20 protein-coding genes are annotated in these 25,141 nt (G+C 74.4%); 10 read left to right on the forward strand and 10 right to left on the reverse strand.

Going from position 1 to position 25,141, the window contains the following annotated elements; translation table 11 throughout:
* Positions 1 to 97 precede the first annotated feature (97 nt).
* Positions 98 to 3,031 carry a BTAD domain-containing putative transcriptional regulator gene (locus AB0881_RS19140; RefSeq protein ID WP_366618268.1) on the forward strand — a complete coding sequence of 978 codons (2,934 nt, stop codon included), beginning with the start codon at positions 98 to 100 and terminating at the stop codon, positions 3,029 to 3,031.
* On the opposite strand, the gene AB0881_RS19145 is transcribed toward AB0881_RS19140, so the two are convergent.
* Both AB0881_RS19145 and AB0881_RS19150 read right to left on the reverse strand, forming a co-directional pair.
* A complete protein-coding gene (locus AB0881_RS19145) occupies positions 3,015 to 3,998 on the reverse strand; it encodes a magnesium transporter CorA family protein (protein ID WP_366618270.1) in 984 nt (327 codons plus the stop codon). The two genes, AB0881_RS19140 and AB0881_RS19145, sit on opposite strands and share 17 nt — an antisense overlap.
* Before the next feature lie 7 nt (positions 3,999 to 4,005).
* A complete protein-coding gene (locus tag AB0881_RS19150) occupies positions 4,006 to 5,043 on the reverse strand; it encodes a LacI family DNA-binding transcriptional regulator (protein ID WP_366618271.1) in 1,038 nt (345 codons plus the stop codon).
* A 111-nt stretch (positions 5,044 to 5,154) separates the two neighbouring features.
* On the opposite strand from AB0881_RS19150, the gene AB0881_RS19155 reads away from it, so the two are divergent.
* The 3 genes from AB0881_RS19155 (at position 5,155) to AB0881_RS19165 (ending at position 7,560) form a co-directional block, all read left to right on the forward strand.
* Positions 5,155 to 6,375 carry an MFS transporter gene (locus AB0881_RS19155; RefSeq protein WP_366618272.1) on the forward strand — a complete coding sequence of 407 codons (1,221 nt, stop codon included), beginning with the start codon at positions 5,155 to 5,157 and terminating at the stop codon, positions 6,373 to 6,375.
* Positions 6,376 to 6,397: 22 nt separating this feature from the next.
* Positions 6,398 to 6,856, forward strand: a complete 459-nt coding sequence (locus AB0881_RS19160) for a hypothetical protein (RefSeq protein ID WP_366618273.1) — start codon at positions 6,398 to 6,400, stop codon at positions 6,854 to 6,856.
* 77 nt (positions 6,857 to 6,933) lie between these two features.
* The gene (locus AB0881_RS19165; RefSeq protein ID WP_366618274.1) at positions 6,934 to 7,560 is read left to right on the forward strand and encodes a DUF305 domain-containing protein; all 627 of its coding nucleotides are present in this window, start codon (positions 6,934 to 6,936) and stop codon (positions 7,558 to 7,560) included.
* A 9-nt stretch (positions 7,561 to 7,569) separates the two neighbouring features.
* Here the strand turns inward: AB0881_RS19165 and AB0881_RS19170 are convergent, their stop codons facing one another.
* Positions 7,570 to 9,192 carry a phospholipid carrier-dependent glycosyltransferase gene (locus AB0881_RS19170; protein ID WP_366618275.1) on the reverse strand — a complete coding sequence of 541 codons (1,623 nt, stop codon included), beginning with the start codon at positions 9,190 to 9,192 and terminating at the stop codon, positions 7,570 to 7,572.
* Positions 9,193 to 9,262: 70 nt separating this feature from the next.
* On the opposite strand from AB0881_RS19170, the gene rsmI reads away from it, so the two are divergent.
* Positions 9,263 to 10,138 carry a 16S rRNA (cytidine(1402)-2'-O)-methyltransferase gene (gene rsmI / locus AB0881_RS19175; protein ID WP_366618276.1) on the forward strand — a complete coding sequence of 292 codons (876 nt, stop codon included), beginning with the start codon at positions 9,263 to 9,265 and terminating at the stop codon, positions 10,136 to 10,138.
* Positions 10,139 to 10,256: 118 nt separating this feature from the next.
* Complete coding sequence (locus AB0881_RS19180) at positions 10,257 to 10,565, forward strand: hypothetical protein (protein WP_366618277.1); 309 nt, start codon at positions 10,257 to 10,259, stop codon at positions 10,563 to 10,565.
* A 70-nt stretch (positions 10,566 to 10,635) separates the two neighbouring features.
* Here the strand turns inward: AB0881_RS19180 and AB0881_RS19185 are convergent, their stop codons facing one another.
* A complete protein-coding gene (locus AB0881_RS19185; protein WP_366618278.1) occupies positions 10,636 to 12,363 on the reverse strand; it encodes a phospholipid carrier-dependent glycosyltransferase in 1,728 nt (575 codons plus the stop codon).
* 245 nt (positions 12,364 to 12,608) lie between these two features.
* On the opposite strand from AB0881_RS19185, the gene AB0881_RS19190 reads away from it, so the two are divergent.
* Together AB0881_RS19190 and AB0881_RS19195 are read left to right on the forward strand one after the other, a co-directional pair.
* Complete coding sequence (locus AB0881_RS19190) at positions 12,609 to 13,946, forward strand: glycosyltransferase family 2 protein (protein WP_366618279.1); 1,338 nt, start codon at positions 12,609 to 12,611, stop codon at positions 13,944 to 13,946.
* A gap of 218 nt (positions 13,947 to 14,164) precedes the next feature.
* Entirely contained in the window at positions 14,165 to 15,976 is a 1,812-nt protein-coding gene (locus AB0881_RS19195; protein ID WP_366618280.1) for a hypothetical protein, read from the forward strand.
* A gap of 3 nt (positions 15,977 to 15,979) precedes the next feature.
* On the opposite strand, the gene AB0881_RS19200 is transcribed toward AB0881_RS19195, so the two are convergent.
* The gene (locus tag AB0881_RS19200; protein WP_366618281.1) at positions 15,980 to 17,566 is read right to left on the reverse strand and encodes a glycosyltransferase family 39 protein; all 1,587 of its coding nucleotides are present in this window, start codon (positions 17,564 to 17,566) and stop codon (positions 15,980 to 15,982) included.
* A gap of 119 nt (positions 17,567 to 17,685) precedes the next feature.
* Between AB0881_RS19200 and metG the strand changes: the two genes are divergently transcribed.
* Together metG and AB0881_RS19210 are read left to right on the forward strand one after the other, a co-directional pair.
* Positions 17,686 to 19,521, forward strand: coding sequence for a methionine--tRNA ligase (gene metG, locus AB0881_RS19205; protein ID WP_366618282.1), 1,836 nt, complete (start codon positions 17,686 to 17,688; stop codon positions 19,519 to 19,521).
* The gene (locus tag AB0881_RS19210; RefSeq protein WP_366618283.1) at positions 19,518 to 20,342 is read left to right on the forward strand and encodes a TatD family hydrolase; all 825 of its coding nucleotides are present in this window, start codon (positions 19,518 to 19,520) and stop codon (positions 20,340 to 20,342) included. The genes metG and AB0881_RS19210 overlap by 4 nt, the downstream gene beginning before the upstream one ends.
* A gap of 18 nt (positions 20,343 to 20,360) precedes the next feature.
* Here AB0881_RS19210 and AB0881_RS19215 read toward each other — a convergent pair whose 3' ends face one another.
* The 5 genes from AB0881_RS19215 to AB0881_RS19235 form a co-directional block, all read right to left on the reverse strand.
* Complete coding sequence (locus tag AB0881_RS19215; RefSeq protein WP_366618284.1) at positions 20,361 to 22,199, reverse strand: ABC transporter ATP-binding protein; 1,839 nt, start codon at positions 22,197 to 22,199, stop codon at positions 20,361 to 20,363.
* Positions 22,196 to 22,783 (reverse strand): MauE/DoxX family redox-associated membrane protein, encoded by a 588-nt coding sequence (locus AB0881_RS19220; protein WP_366618285.1) that lies wholly within the window; start codon positions 22,781 to 22,783, stop codon positions 22,196 to 22,198. The genes AB0881_RS19215 and AB0881_RS19220 overlap by 4 nt, the downstream gene beginning before the upstream one ends.
* Positions 22,780 to 23,199, reverse strand: a complete 420-nt coding sequence (locus AB0881_RS19225) for a lasso peptide biosynthesis B2 protein (RefSeq protein ID WP_366618286.1) — start codon at positions 23,197 to 23,199, stop codon at positions 22,780 to 22,782. Before AB0881_RS19225 ends, AB0881_RS19220 begins: the two co-directional genes overlap by 4 nt.
* Positions 23,196 to 23,462 (reverse strand): lasso peptide biosynthesis PqqD family chaperone, encoded by a 267-nt coding sequence (locus AB0881_RS19230; RefSeq protein ID WP_366618287.1) that lies wholly within the window; start codon positions 23,460 to 23,462, stop codon positions 23,196 to 23,198. Before AB0881_RS19230 ends, AB0881_RS19225 begins: the two co-directional genes overlap by 4 nt.
* Positions 23,459 to 25,141, reverse strand: a 1,683-nt coding sequence (locus AB0881_RS19235; protein ID WP_366618288.1) for an asparagine synthase-related protein, incomplete at its 5' end; no start/stop codon positions are given. The genes AB0881_RS19235 and AB0881_RS19230, both read right to left, overlap by 4 nt.

Here is a 25,141-nt window from a genome sequence, read left to right on the forward strand (position 1 = left end):
AAAGCACCATATGCGGCGATATAAACGGCGGCCCGGCGGGCGTCGGCCCGCTGGTCGCATCGAAGATCGTCAAATCCGGATGAGAGACTCCACTGCTGTGAGCACCCCCGCGCCGCGCTTCGCCGTCCTCGGGCCCGTCCGCGCCTGGCGCGGCGCCCGAGAGCTGGCGCTCGGCGGCCCGCAGCAGCGCGCGATGCTCGCCGCGCTGCTGCTCGGCCGGGGCCGGACGCTGTCGGTCGACGGCCTGGTGGACGCGCTGTGGGGAGACGACCCGCCCGCCCGTGCCGTGGGAACGGTGCGCACGTACGCCTCCAGACTCCGCCAGGTCCTCGAGACCGACCGTGCCGTCCCCGAAGTCCTGGTCTCGACCGGGAAAGGCTACGCCCTCCGCGCCGTCCCCGGCATGCTGGACGCCGAAGTCTTCGAGAGCCTGGCCGCCGAGGCCGGCCGCGCCCGCGACCGCGGCGACCACGCCCGCGCCCGGGAGCTGCTCGGCCGCGCCCTGGACCTGTGGGACGGCGCCCCGCTGCCCGGCCTGCCTGGACCGTACGCCGAGATCGCCCGGGAACGCCTCGCCGAACGCCGGCTGGCCGTCCTGCACGAGCGCCTGGAGGCCGACCTCGGCCTGGGCCGGCACCACGAGATCGTCGGCGAGCTGGCCGCGCTGAGCCGCGAGCACCCGCTGCGGGAGCCGCTGCGCGGGCTGTTGATGACCGCGCTGTACCGGTGCGGGCGGCAGGCCGAGGCGCTGGGGGAGTACGAGTCCGCGCGCCGCACGCTGGCCGCCGAGCTGGGCGTCGACCCCGGCCCCGCGCTGCGCGACCTGCACGCGCGGCTGCTGCGCAACGACCCGTCCCTCGCCCCGCCCGCCCCGTCCCCGGCGCCCCCGGCGGCCGCGGCCGGCGCGCCGGTGGAGCGGCCCGCGTCGCTGCCCGCCGACCTGGCCGACTTCACCGGCCGCGCGGCGCTCGTCCGGGAGATGACCGGATGGCTGTCGCGGGAGGACCGCCCGGCGCCCGCGGTCGTGGCCGTGTCCGGCGTCGGCGGCGTCGGCAAGACGGCGCTCGCCGTGCACGTCGCCCACGCCGTCCGCGACGCCTACCCCGGCGGCCAGCTCTACATCGACCTGCTCGGCACCGGCGGGCGCCCGGTACCGCCCACCGTCGCGCTGGGCGAGCTGCTGCGCGCGCTCGGCGTGCCCGGCTCGGCCGTACCGGAAGGGGAGCAGGAGCGGTCGGCGCTGTTCCGGTCGGTGCTGGCCGACCGGCGGGTGCTGATCGTCCTCGACAACGCCAGGGACGCCGCCCAGGTCCGCCCGCTGCTGCCCGGGACGCGGGGCTGCGCCGTCCTCGTGACGTCGCGGGCCCGCCCGGCCGGGCTGCCCGGGGCGCGCGCGGTGGACCTGGACGTCCTGGACCCGGTCGAGGCGATCACGCTGTTCACCGGGATCGTCGGCCGGCGGGCGGCGGAGGAGCGGCGGGCCGTGGTCGACACCGTCGCGCTGTGCGGCTTCCTGCCGCTGGCCGTGCGGATCGCGGCGGCCCGGCTGGCGGCCCGGCCCGGCTGGTCGATCCGGTCGCTCGCCGAACGGCTGTCGGACCGCCGCCGGCGGCTGGCCGAGCTGCGCATCGGCGACCTGGGCGTCGAGGCGACGTTCCGGCTCGGATACGACCAGCTCGACCCGGCCGCCGCGCGCGCGTTCCGGCTGCTGGCCGTCCCCGAGACCAGCTGCCTGTGCCTCGACGGCGCCGCCGCGCTGCTCGGCACCACCGCCCCGGAGGCCGAGCGGATCCTGGAGACGCTGATCGATCTGGGCCTGCTGGACGCGCCGGCGCCCGACCGCTACCGGTACCACGACCTGCTGTGGCTGTTCGCCCGCGGGCTGCCCGGCGAGGACGGCGAGCGGCACGCCGCGCTGCGCCGCCTGCTGCGGTTCGCGCTCGCCACCCAGCGCGGCACCGTCCGGCTGCTCCGGCCCGGCGCGCCGGTCCCCGAGGACACCGGCGGGCGGGAGTTCCGCGACGCCGGCGAGGCGCGCGCCTGGACGTCCGGATTCCTCGCCGACCTGCTCGCCGTGATCAGGCAGGTCGCCGGGGACGCGGCCACCGGACCGGGCGCCCTCGTCCAGGCCGCCGACCTCCTCGTCGCCCTCGACCCCCTGCTGGAGGACACCTTCCGCTGGGACGAGGCGCTCCCGGCGGCGCGCGCCCTGCTGGACGCCGGGCTGCGCCGCGGCGACGCCCGCGTCGAGACGCGGGCCCGGCTGGAGCTGGGCCGCGTGCTCACCCACACCAGCCGGCTCGCCGAGGCCCGCGAGCACGGCGAGCGGACCGCCGCGCTGTGCGAGGAGGCGGGCGACCGCGCCCTGCTGCTCCCGGCCCTCGACCTGCTCTCGCACGTGGCGTTCTACGAGGGCGCCGCCGCGGAGGCCATCGGCCACATCGAGCGCGCGCTCGCCCTCGGCCGCGAGTTCGGCGACGCGGCGGGCGAGGCCGAGCGGACCGGCAACCTCGCGTACGCGTACGTGGAGACCGGCGACGCCGCCAGGGCCGTCCCGGCCGCCGAACGCGCCCGCGAGCTGGCCCGCGCCGGCGGGCACGGCGCCGGCGAGGCGTACGCGCTCTACACGCTCGGGATCGCGCTGCGCGGGCTCGGCCGCCTGGACGAGGCGCTCGCCCGCTTCGACGACGCGCTGGCGATCTGCTGGTCGCAGGGCCTGCGGGCGCGCGAGTCGTACGTCCTGCTGCGGATCGCCGAGACCCGGCTGCTGCTCGGCCGGCCGCTGGAGGCCCGGTCGAGCGCGGAGAAGTCGCTGGCCGTCGGGCGCGAGATCGGCGACGAGTACCAGCAGGGCCGCGCGCTGACCGTCCTCGGCAGGGTCCTGGCCGCGCTCGGCGAGCCGGCCGGCGCGCGCCGCCGCTGGGAGGAGGCGCTGGAGCTGTACGGCGGGCTCGGCGTCGCCGAGGCCGGCGACGTGCGGCGGCTCCTGGACGGCGACGCCGCCGCCGACGGGCTCACAGCCAATCCTTGATTTTGAAGACCGCGTACAGCGCGCCGATCGAGCCGGCGATGAGCGCCACGCTGACGGCCAGCCCCCACTGCTTGCCGTAGCCGGGGAACGGGAGGTTCTGCCCGTACCAGCCGGTGACGGCGGTCGGCACCGCGATGATCGCCGCCCAGCTGGTGATCTTCTTCATCACCTCGTTGAGCCGGTTGCCCTGCATCGCCACCCGCGTGTCCATCAGGTTGGCGACCAGGTCGCGCAGGCCGTCGGTCGACTCGCCGACGCGCAGCGCGTGGTCGTACACGTCCTGGAAGTACGGGACCAGCGCCTCCGGCACGGTCCGGTCCGGATGCCGCAGCAGCGCGTTGACGATCTCCCGCATCGGCAGCGCGACCCGGCGCAGCGCGGCCAGGTCCTTGCGCAGCCGGAAGCCGCGCCGCTGGATCTCCCGGCCAGGGGCCGCCTCCGCGTCGAAGATCAGGTCCTCCAGCGCGTCGGCCTCGTCGTCGAGCGCCTGCGCCGCGTCGAGCTGGAGGTCGATGAGCATGTCCAGCAGCCCGTACAGAAGCAGGACCGTACGGGGCGCCCCGGGCGGTTCGGGCCCGCCGTCCCACCGCCTGACGAGGGCGTCCACGTCGAAACCGGTGCCCTGCCGGACGGTGACGAGCATCCGGTCCGAGACGAACGCCGACACCTCGTGCATGACCATCTCGTCCCCGGTCACCTCGGGGGCGTAGGCGTTGAGGAACGCGTAGTCGCGGTAGTGGTCGAGCTTGGTGCGCTCATGGGAGGAGACGGCGTCCTCGATCGCGACGGGGTCCAGGCCCAGCGCGTCCGCGACGGGTTCCAGCTCCTCTTCCCGCGGGTCGCACAGGTCGAGCCAGAGCACCGTGCCGGGCTCGCGGAGCCGCTCCGGCAGCTCGGACGGCGGGAAGCCCGCGGCCTCCAGCCGTCCGTTCCGCCACATCCTGGTGTGCGGCCCCGTGTCCCCCATGGACTCCCTATACCCGTGGAGGGGGAGGGGCGGTCGAGGCGCGCACGACCAGTTCCACCGGCAGCGAGCGGGGCCCCGGCCGGCCGCCCTCCAGCAGGTCCAGCAGCGCGCTCATGCCCTGCGCGCCCAGCTCCCGGGCCGGCAGCCGCACGGTCGTCAGCTCCGGCTCCAGCGCCACCGCCACCTGGACGTCGTCGAACCCCGTCACCGACAGGTCGCGGGGGATGTCCAGGCCGCGCGCCCGCGCCGCCTTGTACGCGCCCGCCGCCATCAGGTCGTCGTCGCAGACCAGCGCGGTCGGCGGCACGGGCAGGTCGAGCAGCCGGCCGGCCGCCTCCCTGGCCGAGTGGACGTCGATCGCCCCGGCCGCCCGGTCGTACCGGCCGCCGGGCAGCGCCCGGACGGCCGCGGCGACCGCCTCGCCGCGGGCCCGGAACGTCCACTCGTCCAGCGCCACCGCGACATGGCCGATCCGCCGGTGGCCGAGCGCGGCGAGATGGGCGGCGACCGCGCGCATCCCGTCCTCGACGGCGAAGTCGACCGTGGGCGCGGCGGCGGCCGGCCCGCTGTCGAGCATCACCACCGGCGTCGGGCCGAACCCGCGCAGCGCCTCCCGGGTCATGGACGAGGCGATGATCCCGTCGATCGCCTCGTGCGCCGCCGCGAACGGGCTGCCCGCCGGGCCGCCCGCCGTACCGCCGTCCGGGCCCGCGTCGTCGGGCGGGTACACCACGACGCCGAACCCGTGCCGCGCGGCGACCCGTGCCGCGCCGATGTAGACCGAGCCGAAGAAGGGCGCGGTGAGGGTGGGGACGACCAGCAGGACCGTACGGGTCGTGCCGAGGCGCAGGTTGCGGGCGGCGGCGTTGGGCCGGTAGCCGAGCCGCTCGGCCGCCTCCTGGACGGCCCGCGCGGTCGCGGGCGAGACCCGCCCGGCCGATTTCCCGCCCAGCACCAGCGAGACCGTGGACTGCGAGACGCCCGCCTCCTGGGCGACGTCCTTGCTGGTAGGACGCCCGTTCCGGATCCTGGGCCCACTCGCCACCGGTGCCTCCTAGCGCGGGTCGGGACGGAAACAGAGTAGATCCGCGGCCCCCTGAGGTGGTACGTATGACGGTACACGTAATACGTATGACCATCCCGGTACGGAGAACGGATGCGCGCCTACCTCGACTTCCTCCGGGTGGCCTACGCCGCCCGCCTGCTCGGCGGCACGCTGCTCGGCCGGCTGCCCAACGGGATGGGCATGCTCGCCGTCGTCCTGCACGTGCGCGCCGAGGGCGGCGGCTACCCGCTGGCGGGCGCGCTCGGCGCCGCCTTCGGCCTGGCCATGGCGGCGGGCCAGCCGGTCCTCGGCCGCGCCATGGACCGGTACGGCCAGCCCCGCGTGCTGCTCCCCGCCGCCTGGCTGTCGGCCGCCGGGTTCGTCCTGCTCGCGCTCGCCGGCGGCGACCCGCTGCCGGTGACCGTCGGCGCGGTGGTCCTGGCGGGCTTCGCCACCCCGCCGCTGGAGGCCGGGCTCCGCGCGCTGTGGAGCCGGGTCCTGCCCGGCCCGGCCGAGGTCAAGGCCGCGTACGCGCTGGACGCCGCCGCGCAGGAGATCCTCTTCACCGCCGGACCGCTGCTCGTGGTGGCCGCCGCCGCGGTGAACACCGAGACCGCGCTCGTGCTCACGGGCGCGCTCGGCGTCGCCGGAACGCTCGTCGTCACCACCTCGCTCCCGTCCCGCACCTGGAAGGGCGAGCCCCGCGCGGCCGACTGGGCGGGCCCGCTGCGCTCGCCCGGCCTGCGCGTGGTCCTCACCGCCCTGACCTGCGCGGGCATCGCCCTCGGCGTGTACGCGGTGGCCGCCACCGCGTACGCCGAACGCGCCCACGACGACCTCGCATCGGGCCTGCTCCTGGCCGCGATGTCCTTCGGCGCCCTCGCCGGCGGGCTGGTCTACGGCGCGCGCCCCTCCTGGCCCGGCGCGGACCACCGGCGGTTCACCTGGCTGATGGCCGCCCTCGCGGCCGGCTACCTGCCGCTCGCCTGGGCGCCCGCCCTGCCGGCCATGTCGGTGCTGGCGTTCGCCAGCGGCCTGTTCCTCGCCCCGATGCTGGCGTGCAGCTTCACGCTCGTCGACCGGCTGGCCCCCGCCGGGACGGTGACCGAGGCGTTCGCCTGGGTCGTCGCCGCGTTCGGCGTGGGCGGCGCCATCGGGGCCGCCGCCGCGGGATTCGGCCAGGACCTCGCGGGCGTCCCCGGCGCGTTCGCCGCCGCCGGCCTGGGCGGCCTGCTGGCCCTCGCCTGCTGCCTCCTCGGCTCCCGCCTGCTGCGGCCGGACGCCGCCGGGCGTGCGGGCGCGCCCGCCGCGCCCGCGGCCCGGCTCCCCTGAACGGGTCACTACCCTGGGGGCCATGACCCGGCGAGAAGCGGCGCGAACCGCGTGGCTGGCCCTGATGGGCCTGGGCCTGCTCGCCGGCATGTTCATGATGCACGGGGTCACGGCGACGCCGTCCCCCGTACACGGCGCCGCCCCGGTCATACGGGCGTACGACGGCCACCACCAGTCCACCGTGCCGGCCGCCCCGGACGCCGGAGACAAGGCGACGCTGAGCGGCCCCGCCGCCTCCGGCCATGCAGGTCATGCCGGTCATGCCGGTCATGCCGACCACTCCGGCCTGCACGAGGCGGGCTGCATGGCGGGCACCGTCTGCCTCGCCCTGCTCGTGGGGCTCGTGCTCGCGCTCGTACGGGGCAGCGCCCGCAACCTCCTGCTCACCCTCCTCGCCCGGCCGCCGCGGGCGGTCTCGTTCCTGGTCAGGCCCCCGCCCAGGCCGCCGAGCGTCTACCGGCTGTCCGTGTTGCGGCTGTGACAGGCATCCCCGGACCGGTGCACGGCACCGGCTCCTCAGGCATGCCCTCAACAGCCCATGACACGGGAGAGACAGACGTGAAGAGGAAGCTTCTGATCATCGGCGCGGCGGCGGTCACGCTGGCGGGCACGGCCGCGTGCGGCGGCGAGGACGGGACCGCCGGCGCGCCCGCCACGGGCGCGAGCACCGGAACGGCCGCGTCCCAGGCGAGCCACAACCGGCAGGACGTGACGTTCGCCCAGATGATGATCCCGCACCACCGGCAGGCGGTGCAGATGTCCGACATGGTCATCGGGAAGACGCGGAACGCCGAGGTCAAGGCGCTCGCGGAGAAGATCAAGAAGGCCCAGGCGCCCGAGATCGAGACGATGACCGGATGGCTGCGCCAGTGGGGCGCCGAGGTCCCGCCCGAGCAGGGCGGCGACAGCGGCCACGGTGATCAGGGCAGTGGTCACGGTGGTCACGGTGGCCACGAGATGCCCGGGATGATGACGCCCGCGCAGATGGCGGAGATGGAGAAGGCCACCGGCGCCGGGCTGGACCGGATGTTCCTCACCATGATGATCGAGCACCACGAGGGAGCGGTCGCCATGGCGGAGGACGAGCAGGCCAAGGGCGCCTACCCGGCCGCCAAGGCGATGGCCGGGACGATCATCCGGACGCAGCGGCAGGAGATCACCGAGATGCGGGCCCTGCTGAAGTAGCCGCCCGCGTCAGATCCAGGTACCGAACCAGATCCGGGCGTGCCATTCGTCGTACGGCATGACCTTGGCGGCCAGGATCGGATAGAAGTACGCGAAGTTCGCCAGCACGACGAGGACGAAGGCGCCCGCCGCCGCCGCACCGGCCACCCGCCGCGGCGCCACGGCGGCGGCGGGCCCCTTCATCAGCGCCCCGCCCCCCACCTCGCGCGGCACCGAGGCGCTCTGCGCCGGGCCTATCAGGTACCCCAGCACCAGGACGATCGCCAGCACCATGAACGGCAGCATCGGCGTCGCGTAGAACAGGAACATGGTGCGGTCGCCGAACGCCGACGGGAACCAGCTCAGCCAGCCCGCCAGGAAGCCCAGCACGATCGCCCCGGCCCGCCAGTCGCGCAGCACCAGCCAGAGCACCGCCGCCATCACCAGCGCGATCAGGCCGCCCCACCACAGCGCAGGGGTCCCGATCCCGAGGATCTCCCGCGAGCAGCGCTCGGCCCCGCACAGCTTTCCGTCGGGCTCGGTGTAGAAGAAGGCCACCGGCCGGCGCAGGATCGGCCAGTCCCAGGGCCAGGACTGGTACGGGTGCTCGGAGTCCAGCCCGGTGTGGAAGCTGAGCATCTCCCCGTGGTAGCGCCACAGGTCGCCCATCGCCTCGAACGGCCGCGCGAGCACGAAGTCGGCGACCTCGCCGCGCCCCCAGCCGCCCGGCCGGAAGATCCAGCCCCACCAGGTGGCCAGGTAGGTGACCGCGCCCACCGCGACGAGCTGGAGGAACGCCGGCACCGCGTCCAGCAGGAGCGTTCCGGGGAGCGGGCTGCGCACTCCGGCGGCCCGGCGCGCCCCGTAGTCCCAGAAGACCACCATGAGGCCGAAGGCCGCGACGTAGAACAGCCCGGTCCACTTGGTCGCGACCGCCAGCCCCAGGCAGACGCCCGCGGCGATGCGCCAGCCGTGCAGGACCATGGGGCCGAGCTCCGACCGGTCCCCGGCCTCGACCTTCTCCGCCAGCCGCCGCCGGGAGCGGTCCCGGTCGGCGACCAGGCATGCGAACCCGGCCAGGATCCAGAACATGACGAAGATGTCCAGCAGCGCCGCGCGGCTGGTCACGAACTGCAGCCCGTCCAGCGCCAGCAGCAGCCCGGCCGCGCAGCCCAGCAGCGTGGACCCGGTCATCCGCCGCGCCACCCGGCACAGGATCAGCACCGACAGCGTTCCGCACAGCGCCGCGGTGAAGCGCCAGCCGAACGGCGTGGCCCCGAACAGGAACTCGCCGATGGCGATCATCCACTTGCCGAACGGCGGATGCGCGACGAACGACGGCCCGTTCGCCCAGATGTGGGCGTCCGGGTTCGCGATCAGGAGCTTGTCGGCGTCCTTGACGGTGTTGTGCTCCCAGCCGAACTTCAGCAGCGCGAGCGCGTCCTTGGCGTAGTAGGTCTCGTCGAAGACCACCGCCTTGGGCACGCCGAGCCGGTCGAACCGCAGGAAGCCGGCGAAGAGCGTCACCAGCAGCGGGCCCAGCCAGCCCAGCAGCGCGCTTCCCGGGACGGGAGGGGCGAGCCAGTCGCGCAGGGAGGCCGGTGCGGGGCGGCCTTCGGAGGCCGGTGCCGGCGCGTGTTCCGTCATCGCCATCCCGACATCGTACGGGCGCCTCCGGCACGGGGCGGGCCGCGGCGGAGCGGGCGGCCGACAGAATGGAGGGGTGACGGGGAACGAGACGAGCACCGCCGGGACCGGCCCGGCCACCGGGAACCTGCTGCTGGCGGCGGCGCCGATCGGCCGCCCGGAGGACGCCTCGGCGCGGCTGCGCGCGGCGCTGGCCGGCGCGGAGATCATCGCGGCCGAGGACACCCGGCGGCTGCGCCGGCTGGCGGCCGACCTGGACGTGCCGATCGCCGCGAAGGTGGTGGCGTACCACGACCACAACGAGCGGGCGCGGGCCGAGGAGCTGGTCGGCGAGCTGCTGGCCGGCCGGGACGTACTGGTGATCACCGATGCCGGCCTGCCCGGCGTGTCCGACCCCGGCTACCGGCTGGTGCGGGCGGCGGTGGCGGCGGGCGTGCCGGTGACGGCGCTGCCGGGCCCGTCCGCGGTGACCACCGCGCTCGTGGTGTCCGGGCTGCCCACCGACCGGTTCTGCTTCGAGGGCTTCCCGCCGCGCAAGCCGGGCGAGCGGGCGCGGGCGCTGGAGGCGCTGGCGGCCGAGCCGCGCACGATGGTGTTCTTCGAGTCGCCGCGCCGCCTGGACAGGACGCTGGCCGACATGGCCGCGGCGTTCGGCGCGGACCGTCCCGCCGCCGTGTGCCGCGAGCTGACCAAGACCTACGAGGAGGTCCGCCGGGGCCCGCTGGGGGAGCTGGCGGACTGGGCGGACGAGAACGTCCGCGGCGAGATCACGATCGTGGTCGGCGGCGCCCCCGAGCCGGCCGGCCTGTCCGAGCCCGCCGACCTGGTGGCCGCCGTCGCGGCCCGCGAGGAGGCCGGCACGCCCCGCAAGCAGGCGATCTCCGAGGTCGCCAAGGCGAACGGCCTCCCCAAGCGGACCGTGTACGACGCCGTGGTGGCCGCCCGCAAGTAGCCGGAAAATCATGGTCCGCGGCACGGGCGGACGCGGCCCGCGGGGGGATACTGGAAGATGGCAGCGCGCCCGGCGGGCGACGCCCCGAGCGCGAAGCGGCTGGTCGCCGAGGGGGTGGATGACCGTGCACGAGCCATGGTCGAGCCACGAGACCTGGGTCTACGAATGCCAGAACTGCGAGACGACCTGGGACGAGGAGTACGAGGTCCGGCACTGCGCCGACGGCCACGGCGGTGACGCGGTGGTGTTCGAGCGCTACGGGCAGCGGTCCCTGACCCCCTGGAGCGATCACGCGTGCCCCGGCTGCGCGAGCGAGAACGTCCGCGCCTACCTGGCGCCCTGGGGCCGCCGCACGCCGATGGTCCCGGTCCAGCGGCGCGACGACCTGGAGATCGTCTTCAAGCTCCGGCGCCTGCACGCGTACTGACCGCCCCTGGCCGCCACCGGCCCCTGAGCGCCACCGGGCGCGGCCCGCCGGGGCCGTCCGGGGCCGGCGGCTAGTTGGCGGCGGGCTCGGGGATCTTCTCCTCGACCTGCTCCGCCGGCGGCTCGGGCGCCGCAGCCACGGCCGGGGACCGGCGCCGCAGCAGGACGGTGAACCGTCCGCGCGCCTCCGGCGAGAACGCCATGCCGGCGGCCAGGCACGCCAGCGGCACGGCGGGCAGCACGTACCGGTAGTCGAACTCCGCGGTCGCGGCCGGCGCCAGCAGCAGCCCGGTGCCGAGCGACCACGGCAGGAACGCCGACCCGCCCAGCCGCCGCCACATCACGCCCATCCCAGCCAGGCCGATCAGCAGGATGACCCCGACGCCGGTGCCGCGCAGGTAGAAGTAGTCCTGGTAGACCCGCATGAACCCGGCGAACGGCTCGACCACGCGGGTCCGGGCGCGGCCCTGCTCGTACGCCACGGCCTCGTCGGCGGCGGTGTTGTCCTGGTCCATCCGCCAGTTGGGCAGCGCGCTGGACTTCTCGCCGAACTCGTACTGCTGGTACGTCGCCTTGTCCGGGAAGACCGTCCGGTCCCAGCGGAACACCCGCAGGAAGTCGTAGCCGACGACCTTCAGGTAGTCGACCGGCTGGGACAGGATCGCGCGCTTGGCGTAGGAGTTGGCGACCTTGTTCTGGTCGGGGCCGAACCGCTTGCCGGTGTAGCGGTTGAGCGGCGACGCGGCGTCCCAGATGCCGGCCTGGGAGAGGGGCAGCCGGGTCTCGGGCTCGGTGCAGAGCGGGATCTCCTCGGTCGGCAGCGAGTCCATCTCGTGGCAGTCGGCGAACTTGTAGACCCGGGCGTACAGGAAGATCCCGTTGCTCTCGGTGATGGCGAACTTGCCCTGCTCGGCCTTGTACCAGCCCGCGTACGCCACCACCGGCAGCGCGCAGGCGGCCAGCGTGACCGCCATCATCCGCCAGCCGGTGCGCCGGATGAGCATGTAGACCAGCACGCCGATCAGCACCGGCAGCCCGACCGAGCGGGTCAGCCAGGCCATCCCGATGATCAGGCCGAGCGCGGCGGCGATCTTCCAGGTGGGGCGGTCGTGCCACAGCAGCACGGTGACCGCGCAGACCACCAGGAACATGAACTGGACGTCGGACAGGATCAGGTGCTCCAGCTGGATCTGGTACGCGTCCAGCAGGAACGGCGTGGTGGCCAGCGCGGCGCCCCATCCGGGCAGCCCGAACTTCTTGCGCAGCAGCGCGTACACCATGACGCCCATCGCCAGCCCCATGAGGTGCTGGACGGCGACGACAAGCGCGAAGCTGTGGAACGGCTTGAGCAGGATCAGCAGGAACGAGTAGCCGTCGGGCCGCAGCGGGTGCGGGTACGGCTTCATCGCCACGTGCAGGTAGTCGAAGGTGTCGTTGAAGTACATCGCCGGCTGGTAGGCGAGCATCGACACCGCCCGCAGCAGCGCGGCCGTGGCGAGGATCACAGCGAAGAACGGGTGTCGGCGGTTCAGCGCCCAGAACCGGGCGCTGCCCTCGCGCACCTTCCCGCCCGGGTCGGCGGCGAACTCCCGCCCTGCCCGCACGGCGGACTCGCGGGTCGCGGCGGCCCGTCCGGCGGTGGCCGCGGCACGGGCGCGCGCCGCCGTCCGGACCCGGCGCGCGGCGCGCGCGGGCCATTCCTTACCGGAACGCGCGGCCTTCGGCGTGTCGCCGTCCCGACCGGCGCTTTCCTCGGCGCCCCCCGACTCGGTGGCACTGCGTTCTGCGGCGCGCGTCAAAGCCGACCCAACCTTTCCGGGCCGCCATGCCCGTATGCTTGTCCCTCTAGCCTGCCGCCTACGGCCGTGACAGAGCGGGTCTTCAGGTTGCAAGTACGCAACACGATACTGACGCTCTTGTTGAGAGCCGTGCGCATCGATCGCTCCGGGCAGGCATCATGAACAACGGCCGACCGCCCGGCGGAACATGACGAGATTAGTGGAAAATACCGCAGACGGTCACCAGGGGTAACGAAGGAGATCGCGTGGAACTCTCCGTAGTGATGCCGTGTCTGAACGAGGCCGAAACGGTCGAGACGTGCGTCCGCAAGACCATCGGCTTCTTTGAGGAGAACGGCATCGACGGCGAGGTCGTCATCGCCGACAACGGCAGTACCGACGGCAGCCAGCAGCTCGCCCGCGACGCGGGCGCGCGGGTGGTGCCGGTCGTCGACAAGGGGTACGGCAACGCCCTGATGGGCGGCATCCGCGCCGCCCGCGGCACGTACGTCGCGATGGGCGACGCCGACGACTCCTATGACTTCACCACGCTCGGCCCGTTCCTGGACGAGCTGCGCGACGGCGCCGACCTGGTGATGGGCAACCGGTTCAAGGGCGGCATCGCCGACGGCGCCATGCCGCCGCTGCACCGCTACCTCGGCAACCCGGTGCTGAGCTTCGTCGGCCGGCTCTTCTTCGGCAGCAAGATCGGCGACTTCCACTGCGGGCTGCGGGCCTTCAACAAGGAGTCGATCATGCGGCTCGGCCTGCAGACCGGCGGCATGGAGTTCGCCAGCGAGATGGTGGTCAAGGCCACCCTCGCCAAGTACGACATCCGCGAGGTCCCGACCACGCTCTCCCCGGACGGCCGGACCCGCGCGCCGCATCTCAACACCTGGCGGGACGGCTGGCGCCATCTGCGCTTCCTCCTCCTCTACAGCCCGCGCTGGCTGTTCCTGATCCCGGGCCTCGTCTTTATGACGCTCGGACTGATCGCCGGGATCGCACTGTCGTTCGGTCCGGTACGGGTCGGGGAGATCGCCTTCGACGTCGACACGCTGGTCGGCGCGGGAGCGGCGATGGTGATCGGCTTCCAGGCCGCGCTCTTCGCGCTGCTCACCAAGGTCTACGCGATGCAGGAGGGATTCCTGCCGCATGATCGGAGGGTACAGAAGATCCTCGGCTGGTGGAGCCTGGAACGCGGACTCGTGCTCGGCGGGCTGCTCGCCGTCGCCGGTGTCGCCGGCCTGGCCGCCTCGCTGTTCCACTGGCGGGTCAACAACTTCGGCGAGCTGGACCCGCGCGAGTCGCTGCGCATCGTCGTCCCGTCCGCGACCGCGCTGGTGATGAGCCTCCAGGCCGTGTTCGCCTCGCTGTTCGCCAGCATCCTGAGCATCCGCCGCCGCCAGCACCCGCCGGCGTACGACCCGGCCGACGAGGCCGCGGGCGTCGTCGACGCCGCCGCCCACAAGGTCGCCGCGGAGGCCGCCGAGGCGGAGAAGGCCGAGAAGGCGGAGAAGGTCGAGAAGGCGGAGGTCGGCGAGAAGGTCGAGGTCGGTACCGAGGCCGGCGCCGACAAGAAGATCGAGGAAAAGGCCGAATAGCCCGGCGCGGCCCGGCGCCTCCCTCCACCACGGGGCGGGCCCCCGGCCGCGCCCCGTCGCTCACGGAAGGGAACGACGCCGTCACCCACCGGCGCGGTAGCCGACAACTTGCTGAGTGTTCGCTGAGCAGGACGGAGCCGGTGCGCCGGGGTGTGACAGGCTGACTCGCTGATGGATCTATCGCCCGTGCCCGCCGGTCTCCCGGACCCCGGCCCCTGATGAGTCCCCAGGCCACGACCCTGCGCGCGGCCCGGAGTACGGCGCGCGACGCCGGCCCGGACGCCGCCTCCGGGCGTACCGGGCGCCTCGGGCACTGGGGGCTCCTGCTGCTGCTCGGCTGGGTGGCGCAGGTCGCCGTGCGGCTGTGGCTGGCGTCCGGGCAGACGATGCCGGTGGCCACGCCCGACGAAGCGGGCTACCTGTTCGCGGCCCGGGTGATCGACGGCGGTCCCGGCGCCGACATGTCGTACGGCACCGTCTACCGGGGCGGGTACGCGCTGCTGCTGCTCCCCGCGTTCTGGCTCGCCGACGACCCGGTGACCGTCTACCGGATCTGCCTGGTCATCAACGCGCTGATCAGCGCCGCGATGCTGCCGCTGGCGTACCTGATGCTCCGCCGCCTGAGGGTCGCGCCGAACTGGTCGTACGCGATGGGCCACGTCACCGCGCTGCTGCCCTGCGTGCTGTTCTTCGCCGAGTTCGTGCTGACCGACGCGGTGCTGCCGGTCGCGGTCTTCGGCTGGCTGCTGCTGACGCACTCCTGGCTGACCGCGGGGCCCGAGACGTCCCGGGCGCGCCGGACGCTGTACGGCGCGGCCGCCGCGATGACCGTCGCGTACGTGTACGCGTCCCACACCCGCGGCGCGATCCTGCTGATCGTGCACGCCGGGATCGTGCTGGCCGCCGTCGCGTTCCGCTGGCGCGGCTGGCGTTCGGCCGCCGTCGCGACCGCCGCGATGGGCGCCGTGGCGGGCGCCGGCATGCTGCTCAACGACTCCCTGCTCCCGGCCCTGTACCCGGGCGGCGACAACGACCTGTCGGGCAACCTCGCCCGTCGGCTGACCACCGTGGACGGGTACGGCTGGGTGCTGTCGCTCGGCACCGGCCAGGTCTGGTACCAGATCGTCGCGACCGGCGGGCTGGCCGGGATCGGGCTGGTCACGATCGCGGTCGTGGCGGTCCGCCGCGGCACCCCGCCGCGGCTGCGCGCGCTGTCGCTGGCGGTGCTGGCGACGATCGCGGGCATCGCGTTCGCGACCTCCGCCGCGCTGCCCGTCGAGTACCGCATCGGCAACTACGTCTACGGCCGCTACCTGGCCTGCGTCACGCCGGTGCTGTTCGTGGTCGGCGCGGCGGTGCTGCTGCGCGCCACGCTCCGCACCGTGCTGCGGACGGCCGCCGCCACCGCGGCCCTCGCCGTCGCCGGCGCGGGCGTCGTGCAGTGGTACGCGGGCGACCTGCTGAGCGAGTACACCTACACGCTCTTCGACTTCCCCGAGGTGTCGTTCCTGACCTGGAACTGGTCGGAGTTCCACCTCTGGCACGCCACGCTCGCCGGGCTGGTGCTGCTCGGCCTGGCGCTGATCGCCGCGCGGCTGCCCCGGCACGGCCCCGCGGTGCTGGCGGGCCTGCTGGTGATCGTGAACGTGGCGGCGGTGACGACGGCCACCACCCAGATCTCGCGGCCGCTCGTCCAGAACCTCACCGCGTACACCGACCTGCGCGGCAAGACCGACCTGGACGCCCAGCGCTCGATCGCCGTCGACTGGAACGTCCCCTGGACGGTGCGGCTCGGCCTCTTCTACTGGGCCTGGGACAGCAAGGGCACGCTGTTCGACGCCCGCTGGACGCCGCCGCCGCGGAACGTCGACCTGGTCGTCCTGCACTGGCCGGAGAACGTCCCCGCGACCGCCAGCTGGAAGGACGCCCCCAACGGGTGGCGCGTCGTGGACAGCCGCCGCTCGCCCGAAGGCGACTGGGTGGCGTGGCGGAGCCCGTCCGGCGGCCGCGACGACATCGCCGGCCGCTGAGGGCTACTTCGCCGGGCCCCAGATCTCCAGGACGCCGTCCGAGGAGCGCCACATGCGCTTCCAGCCCGCCTCCGCGCTGGGCCGGTAGCCGTAGAGGATCTGCGACTCCTGGCCGCGCCAGCGGGTGAAGAGCATCGGCTGCCCGTACGACTCGGGCGGCAGCTTGGCGGAGGAATGCTCGAAGTCGCGGATCCGGCCGTGCCATAGCACGTCGCCCCACATCGAGCGGGTGTAGAACGTCGCCGTCTGCGCCAGTCGCCGGTCGGCCCACAGCACCGGCATGTCGCCGTCGTGGGCCTTCAGGTAGACGCGCAGCTCGTTCCACGCCTTGTCGCGCGGGAGCAGCGGGACGGTCCGCACGGCGGCCACGACGTACGTCAGGGCGAGCACGGCCGCCAGCGCGGGCGCGACGACCGTGCGGAGCCGGAACCGCGCCGCGAAGCCGTCCGGGATCCGCTTCGCCAGCAGGACCAGCGCGCCGGACCCGCCCGCCAGCAGCGCCGGGAAGACGGCGAACCAGTACCGCAGCAGCCAGCCGCGCAGCTTGATGTTGTGCGGGTCGATCACGCCCGACAGGACCGTCAGCGGGACGCACAGGACCAGGAACCACACCAGGCACAGCGCGAGCCGCCGGTCCCGGGTCACCAGCCAGCCGATCACCGTCAGGACGAGCGCGGCGACGAAGACCCAGCCCATCCAGTGCCAGTCGGCCATCGCCCGCTCGAACGACCGCAGCGCCAGCACGCGGGTGACGTGATCGCGGGACTCGCCGCCGTGGCCGGCCGCCGACATCAGCCCGGCCAGCGGGTCGCCCCACACCACCTGGTTGTGGATCAGGTTGGCGGCCAGGATCCCCACCATCGGCAGGCCGACCGTGACGTTCCGCCGCCACGGGATCCGCAGCAGCGCCAGGTAGATCGGGATCGCCAGGAACAGGAACGCCACGAACTCGCGGACCAGGAACGCCGCCCCGAAGCAGACGCCGGCCGCCACCAGCAGCCGCGTCTGGGCGCGCCCCTCCCGCCGGGACGCGGCCACCAGCGCCGCCATCCCGAACGCGAACAGCCCCGCCCCCGGCATGTCGGGCAGCACCGCGCCCGCCGACCAGGTGACCTCCACCCCGTATGGGTTGGTCATCGTGAAGAACGGGTGGACGATCAGCAGCAGCGCCGACGCCACCCCGGCCACGTCCCCGAACAGCGACCGCACGGCCAGGTAGCAGCCCACGAAGAACAGCGCCCCGCCGAGCGCCGCGACCGTGAAGTACGCGGCCTGGCCCGAGCCGAGCAGCTCCTGGACGAGCCGCGCCGGCAGCACCAGCCCCAGCCGGGTCACCTGGTGCGGGACCTCGCTGAACGGCCACCGGTCCAGCGGGACGTCCGGCCAGGACTCGGCGCCCAGCCACACGTAGTAGGGGTCGAAGTACAGCGGCGGCGGGTTGACCACCCACTGGGCCAGCACCCCGCAGGCGCCCACCAGCGCCGACAGCCACACCACCCGGCGCCGCCGCAGGCGCGCCAGCCCCCGCAGCGGCCCGGTGCGGGCCTGAGCCTCGTCGACGGCCGGCTCGCGCACCGTGGTCTGGGCCATGCCTGAACAAACCTCGCCTGTGGGGGTGTGGGAACGGAATGCAGGCTATCGGGCGGCGCGCCCTGCCCGGGTGCCGATATGCGTTCGAGGGGCCCTGGTCGGCCCTCTAGTCTTGGGGTATGTCCTCGTCGAGCCGACACATCCTGACCGCGCCCGCCTGGCCGTACGCCAACGGGCCCCGTCACATCGGGCACGTCTCCGGATTCGCGCTGCCCGCCGACATGTTCAGCCGCTACCAGCGGATGGCGGGCAACCAGGTCCTGATGGTCAGCGGCACCGACGAGCACGGCACGCCGATCCAGGTGCAGGCCGACAAGGAGGGCGTGACGGCCCGCGAGCTGGCCGACCGCTACAACCGGGTGATCGCCGAGGACCTGCACGGGCTCGGCATGTCGTACGACCTGTTCACCCGGACCACGACGCGCAACCACTACGCCGTGGTGCAGGAGCTGTTCAAGGGCCTGTACGACAACGGCTACATCTTCCCCAAGACCACGATGGGCGCGATCTCGCCGTCCACCGGCCGGACGCTGCCCGACCGCTACATCGAGGGCACCTGCCCGATCTGCGGGTACGACGGCGCGCGCGGCGACCAGTGCGACAACTGCGGCAACCAGCTCGACCCGATCGACCTGATCAACCCGGTGAGCCGGATCAACGGCGAGACGCCGAAGTTCGTGGAGACCGAGCACTTCATGCTCGACCTGCCCGCGTTCACCGAGGTGCTGGGCCGCTACCTGCGCGGCAAGCAGGGGGAGTGGCGGCCGAACGTCCTGAAGTTCTCGCTGAACCTGCTGGACGACCTCCAGCCGCGGGCGATCAGCCGCGACCTCGACTGGGGCGTGCCGATCCCGCTGGACGGCTGGCGCGACAACCAGGCCAAGAAGCTGTACGTGTGGTTCGACGCGGTGATCGGCTACTTCTCCGCGTCGGTGGAGTGGGCCCGCCGCAAGGGCGACCCGGAGGCGTGGCGCGCCTGGTGGCAGGACCCGGACGCCCTGGCGTACTACTTCATGGGCAAGGACAACATCGTCTTCCACTCGGAGATCTGGCCGGCGATGCTGTTCGGCTACAGCGGCCAGGGCGACAAGGGCGGCACGCCGGGCTCGCTCGGCGCGCTGAACGTGCCGACCGAGGTGGTGTCATCAGAGTTCCTGACGATGGAGGGCCGCAAGTTCTCCTCGTCCCGCCAGGTGGTCATCTACGTCAAGGACTTCCTGGAGCGGTACGACGTCGACGCGCTGCGCTACTACGTCGCGGTCGCCGGCCCGGAGAACCAGGACACCGACTTCACGTGGGCCGAGTTCGTCCGCCGCAACAATGACGAGCTGGTCGCGGCCTGGGGCAACCTGGTCAACCGGTCGGTCAACCTGGCCGCGAAGAACTTCGGCGCGATCCCGGCGGCGGGCGAGCTGACCGATGCCGACCGGGCGCTGCTGGAGCGCAGCCGGAACGCGTTCGCCGCCGTCGGCGGCGAGCTCCAGCGGTCGCGGTTCAAGAACGCGACGACCGAGGCGCTGGACGTGGTCCGCGACGCGAACCGCTACCTGTCCGACCAGGCGCCGTGGAAGCTCAAGGACGACCCCGAGCGGGTGAAGTCGATCCTGCACGTGGCGCTCCAGGTCGTCGACGACGCCAAGTCGCTGCTGACGCCGTTCCTGCCGGCCTCGTCGCAGAAGGTGTACGAGATGCTCGGCGGCGAGGGCGTGTGGAGCGGGATGCCGCGGATCGAGACGGTGTCGGAGGACGGCGGCCCCGACTACCCGGTGCTGACCGGCGACTACGACACCGAGGCCGTCTGGGAGTCCCGGCCGATCAAGGTGGGGCTGCCGCTGGCCAAGCCGGTGCCGCTGTTCAAGAAGCTGGACGCCTCGGTGGTGGACGACGAGCTCGCCCGCCTCCAAGAAGGCGCGGCAGGCGCGGCAGGCGCCGCGGACGCCGGGGGCGCCCAGTGAGCAAGGGGCCGGGCGGGGAGGCGTCGCGGTCGTTCCCGCCGCTGCCCGAGCGGCTGCCGGTCGACGTCTTCGACAGCCACTGCCATCTCGACATGGCCGACACCCCGGTGACCGAGGCGCTGGCCTCGGCCCGGGCGGCCGGCATCGCGCGGATCGTCACGATCGGCTGCGACCTGCCGTCCTCCCGGTTCGCGGTGGAGGCCGCCGACGAGTACGAGCACGTGTACGCGGGCGTGGCCATCCACCCCAACGACACGACCGGCATCACCGACGCCGTGCTGCACGACATCGAGCTGATGGCCGCGCACCCGAAGGTGCGGGCGATCGGCGAGACCGGGCTCGACTACTACCGCGACTGGGCGCCCAAGGAGGACCAGCACCGCTCGTTCCGGGCGCACATCGCCATCGCGAAGCGCACCGGCAAGGCCCTGGTCATCCACGACCGGGAGGCCCACGACGACGTGCTGCGCATCCTGGCGGAGGAGGGCGCGCCGGAACGGGTCGTGTTCCACTGCTTCTCCGGGGACGCGGCGATGGCGAAGGTGTGCGCCGAGCGCGGGTACCTGATGAGCTTCGCGGGCAACGTGACGTTCAAGAACGCCGAGCCGCTGCGCGAGGCGCTGCGCGCCGCGCCGCTCGACCTGCTGCTGGTGGAGACCGACGCGCCGTTCCTGACCCCGATCCCGCACCGCGGCAAGCCCAACGCCTCGTACCTGATCCCGCACACCGTGCGGTTCATGGCCGAGGTGAAGGGTGTCGACGTCGCCGAGCTGTGCACGGCCATCGCCGAGAACGGGGAGCGGGCGTTCGGCGCCTGGTGAGCCGCCCGGCGGGCCGGGTCAGCCGGCCGCCGCGTCCAGGTAGCCGGCGGCCTGGGTGAGGAAGAGGCGCGCGTACGTGCCGTCCCGCGCCATCAGCGCCTCGTGGGTGCCGTGCTCGATGACGGCGCCGCGCTCCAGGACGTAGATCCGGTCGGCGTTGCGCACCGACGAGAACCGGTGCGAGATCAGCAGGACGGTCCGGCCGGCGAACAGCTCCCGGATCCGGCCGAACAGCTCCTCCTCGGCCTCGGGGTCGAGCGCGGCGGTCGGCTCGTCCAGGATGACGAACGGCGCGTCCCGGTAGAAGGCGCGGGCGATCGCGAGCTTCTGCCACTGGCCGCCCGACAGCTCCTCCCCGCCGGAGAACTCCTTGCTCAGGACGGTGCCGTACCCGTCCGGGAGCCGCCGGACGAACCCGTCGGCGCCGGCCATGCGCGCCGCGTGCCGGACGTCGCCGATCCCGGCGGGCTCGCCGGGGCGGCCGAACGCGATGTTGTCGGCGGCGGTGAGCCGGTACCGGAGGAAGTCCTGGAAGACCACGGCCGACAGGCGGCGCAGCTCCGCCGGGTCCGCCGTCCGGCCGTCCAGCAGCACGGCCCCGGAGCAGGGCCGGTAGAGCCCGGCGAGGATCTTTGCCAGGGTGGACTTGCCCGATCCGTTCGCCCCGACCAGCGCGACGATCTCGCCTTCCGCCAGCGTCACGCCGGCGTCGCGCAGCGCGGGCGCCGCCGAGCCGGGATAGGTGAACGAGATCCCCTCGGCGCGCACCCCGGCGAAGGACCCGGCCGGCCCCCGCACGCATTCGCTCTCCCCGGGCTCCTCGGCGTCCCTGGGCTCCTCGGCCTCCTGCGCGAACGCCTTGAGATCGCGCAGGTAGAGGACGGACGCGCCGAGGTTGTTCAGCATCGAGCCGATGATCTGGAGCCGGGTCGACAGCAGCCACAGCGCGGTGAGCGCGGCCAGCGCCGTGGGCAGCGCCAGCCGCCCCGACAGCACCAGCCACCAGACGGCGCCGATCACGCCGAGCGTGATCGCGTCCCCGGCCAGCCGCGCCAGGACCTTGCGGGGGAGATGGAAGCGGTAGAGCGCGGTGAGCCGGCCGATCTCGCCCTCGTAGCGGCCCTCCCAGCGGCGGCGCAGCTCGGGCCCGAGCCCCAGCGAGCGGACCTCCTTGGCCTCGGCCAGGCCGGTCAGCAGCCGCTCCAGGTACTCGCGGCGGCGCCGGTCCTCGGCCAGCTCGCGGTGCAGCCCGTACGCGGCGTCCCGCTCCCGGCGCGCCGCCCGCAGCAGCGGCACCATGCCCGCGGCGGCGAACGGGACCAGCCACCAGGCCATGACCGCGAACGCCGCGCCGACCGCCGCCATGCCCAGGACCGCCTGGAGCACCGCGAACAGCGGCCCGATCAGCATCATCGGCTGGACGCGGGAGGCGAACATGGCGCGCTCCAGCCGGTCGTGGAAGGCGGGCCGCTCGAACGCCGCCAGGTCCGCGGCCACCGCGCGGTCCAGGACGAGCCCGGTGGCGCGCCGGTCGAACGCGGCGGCCAGCACCCGCTGCCGGGACTGGGCGACCATCCGCAGCACCGCGCCCGCGGACCCGGCGGCGGCCATCGCCGCGACGGCCGGGATGAGCCGCCCGTCGCCCGCCGGGTTGCCGGCCTCCGGCGCCACCGCCGCGCCCAGCACGTCCCTGGCCAGCAGCACGACCGCCGCCAGGCCGAGCGCGGTGACGGCCTGCGCGGCGACGATCCCGGCGAACCGCCGCCGGTCGGCCTTCCAGCACAGCCCCAGCGCGAACGCCACGGCCGCGGCCAGCTCCCGCCCGGACGGCGGCCGCTCCGCGCCGGCCGCGCTCACCGTCCCGCCTCCTCGTCGGGCCGGGTGCGTGGCCGCCCGACCAGCCGGACGAGCACCGCCCGCGCGGCGTCGTCGTAGAACCGCACGTACACCAGCGCCACCGCGCTCCCGGCGACCGCCGGGACGGCCAGCGCGGGCCACGGCACGGACGGGGTCACGAGGACGGCGGGCGGCGCCGCGGCCAGCAGCAGCACGTTCCGGACGATCAGCGGGTAGCCCATCACCGATCCGTACCGGCCGAAGCAGCCGCACTCGGTGAAGACGCCCGCGCGGACGGCGCGCAGCGCCGCGGCGGTGAACAGGGCCAGCAGCCCGGCCGCCAGCAGGGGCCCCGCCGGCGCCCCCGGGAGGGCCGGCGGCACCGCCAGCAGGCAGGCGGTCACGATCTCGGCGGCCACCACCGCCCCCGCGACCCGCCGCGCCCGCTCCGGCGCGAGCCCGGTCAGCTTCCGCACGGTCGTCACGAAGTTGCCGAAGCCGCGGGCGCGGCGGACCTTCCCGTACGCGGCGACGGCGAACACCGCGGCCAGCAGGTACCGCGCCGCGATCGCGAGGCCGGCGGCGGCCGGCGGCAGCAGGCTCACCGCCCGTCCCCGCGCGCCGGCACCGTCATCACCTTGTGGTAGTGCCCGGTGTCCTCGCCGACGGGCACGCCCTCGGCCTCCACCCAGGCGTGCGCGCGGAACGGCTCGGTGAGCACCCCCGTGCACCAGTCGGGCCACGACCCGCCGAGCCGGCACAGCAGTGCCGTGGCCACCGAGCGCGGCAGGCAGCCCTGGCCCGCGCACAGCACGCTGACCGCGACCACCGCGCGCCGCGCCGCCGCGGCCTCGTCCACGGTCGCCGGCCGGGCCCCGCGCCGCGCCGCCTCCAGCACCCGCCGCAGCCTCCACGGCGGCAGCCGCACCAGCCCCCGCGCCGCGGCCACGGCCGTCCGCGCCGCGATCCGCCGCCCGAGCCCGACCCGCCCGCGCTCTTCCAGCACCACCCGCACGCTCACGCCGCGCCCCCCGTCACCAGGCCGGCCTCCCGGAGGGTGGTGAGGAATGCGGTCACGTCGGCCGCCGCCGTCGCCGCGGCCTCCGGATGGGCCGCGGTGAGGCCGGCGGCGGCGGACGCGGGGTCGGTGCCCGAGGTCAGGGCCAGCAGGACGGCCGCGCCCGTGGCGTTCAGCTGCCAGTACGTTCCGCGGCGGGCGTCCAGCAGGACCATGCCGTGCGCGGTCTCGGTGGCGGTGACATGGGGTGCGAGAGCGAAGGTCATCGGGCCTCTCCGGTGGTGGCGGGGACGGCGGCGACGGAACGCAGCCACAGTTCGCAGGACAGCGTCCGGTCGAGGAGCAGGAGCCGGCGCGAGGAGGTGTGCAGGCCGAGCAGGGCGGAACGGAACGCGCCGGCGTCCACCAGGCCCATCCGGGCCAGCAGCATGCCGTCGCACAGGTCGAGCAGCTCCCGGCGGTGCCGGCGCAGGCCCTCGAACACCAGCGGGCTGAACTCGGCCTTGGTCGGCCGGCCCAGCAGCGCGCCGGGCACGATGTCGCGCATGGCGGCGGCCAGCACGGGCTTGTAGCGGTCGGGGACGAGGCGGTCCTCCAGGCGTACCGCCAGGGCAGCCTCGATGACCTGGTCGTCCAGGTACGGGGCGTGCCAGGAGACGCCGGCGCGGGCCGAGAGGCGGCCCGCGCGGCGCACGCCGTCGCCGTTCTTGCGGGCGCTGTTGAGGGCCATGTGCTGGCCGCGGTGCGGGGACAGCGGCTCGGCGCCCTCGCGCAGCAGCACCCGCACCGACTCCGCCGCCTCCGGCGTCGCCCAGGACGGCAGCCGTACGACCGAGTCCCAGCCGAGACCGAGCGCGGCGGACGTGGGCGGCAGCCCGGTGGTGAGCGTCCGCTCCGCCGCCGCGAGCCATTCGGTGTACGAGGCGCGGTCGAGCAGGGCCCTGACCGTGGGCGCCAGCCGCCATCGGAGCATCGCGCGCGCCGCCCGCACGTGCCGTACGGCGGTGAGGGGGCGGGTGCGGGCGAGCGAGTGCAGGTACGCCGACAGGCCGAAGAACAGCTCGTCACCGCCGTCGCCGACCAGGTGCCGCGTGGAACCGTGCGCCGCGACCTCCGCGGCGAGGTGCCGCAGCTGCGCGTGCACCCGCGCGGCCACGAACGGAGCCTCCAGGTCGCCGTCCGCCTGGGGGAGGTCGGCGTACATGTGGGGGACGCGGCTCTGGGCGTACACCAGGTGCTCGGCGTCCGGCAGCGCGGCCATGGCGTGGTCGGCCCACCGCAGGTCGTCGTTCGCCGCGTCGCCGGCCGCCCAGTGGAAGGTGACCAGGCGCGCTGGGCCGGCCGCGGCCAGGAAGCACAGGCTGGTGGAGTCCATGCCGCCCGACAGGTCGGCGCTCAGCGTGCCGCCCCCGTCCGTACGGGCGGTGACGGCCTCGTGCAGGGCCTCGCGCACCCGCGCGGCGCCCTCCTCCAGCGGCACCTCGGGCTCGGGGGCGGTCCAGCCGCCGACCGCCGCGTGACCGCCGGGGTCCAGCCGCAGGCGGTGCCCCGCGGGCAGCGCCTCGACGCCCTGCCACAGGCAGCGCTCGCCGAGGGGGTACGGCGCGTACGGCGCGATCAGCCGCAGCGCGACCAGTTCCTCGTCGACGCCCGTGCCGTTCAGCGCGGCGAGCGTGTCGGGCCGGTCGGCGGCCACCGGGACGCCGCCGATCCGCGCGGTGAAGAGCTGGCAGACCGTGGACAGCGTGCCGCGCGCCCACACGCGGCCGTCCTCCATGGAGGCGACCAGGTGGAACGCGCCGGGCACGGCACGGGCGGCCGCGTCCAGGTCCGGAGTGGGGGACAGGCCGGCGAGCAGGGCGGGCAGCCGCCCGGCCGCCGCCGGCCGGGCGTGGCCGAGCAGGGCCAGGCGCCGCCGCCCCGACCGCGCGACGGCCAGCTCGCC

The sequence above is a fragment of the Spirillospora sp. NPDC029432 genome (assembly GCF_040703975.1).
Lineage (GTDB): Bacteria > Actinomycetota > Actinomycetes > Streptosporangiales > Streptosporangiaceae > Spirillospora.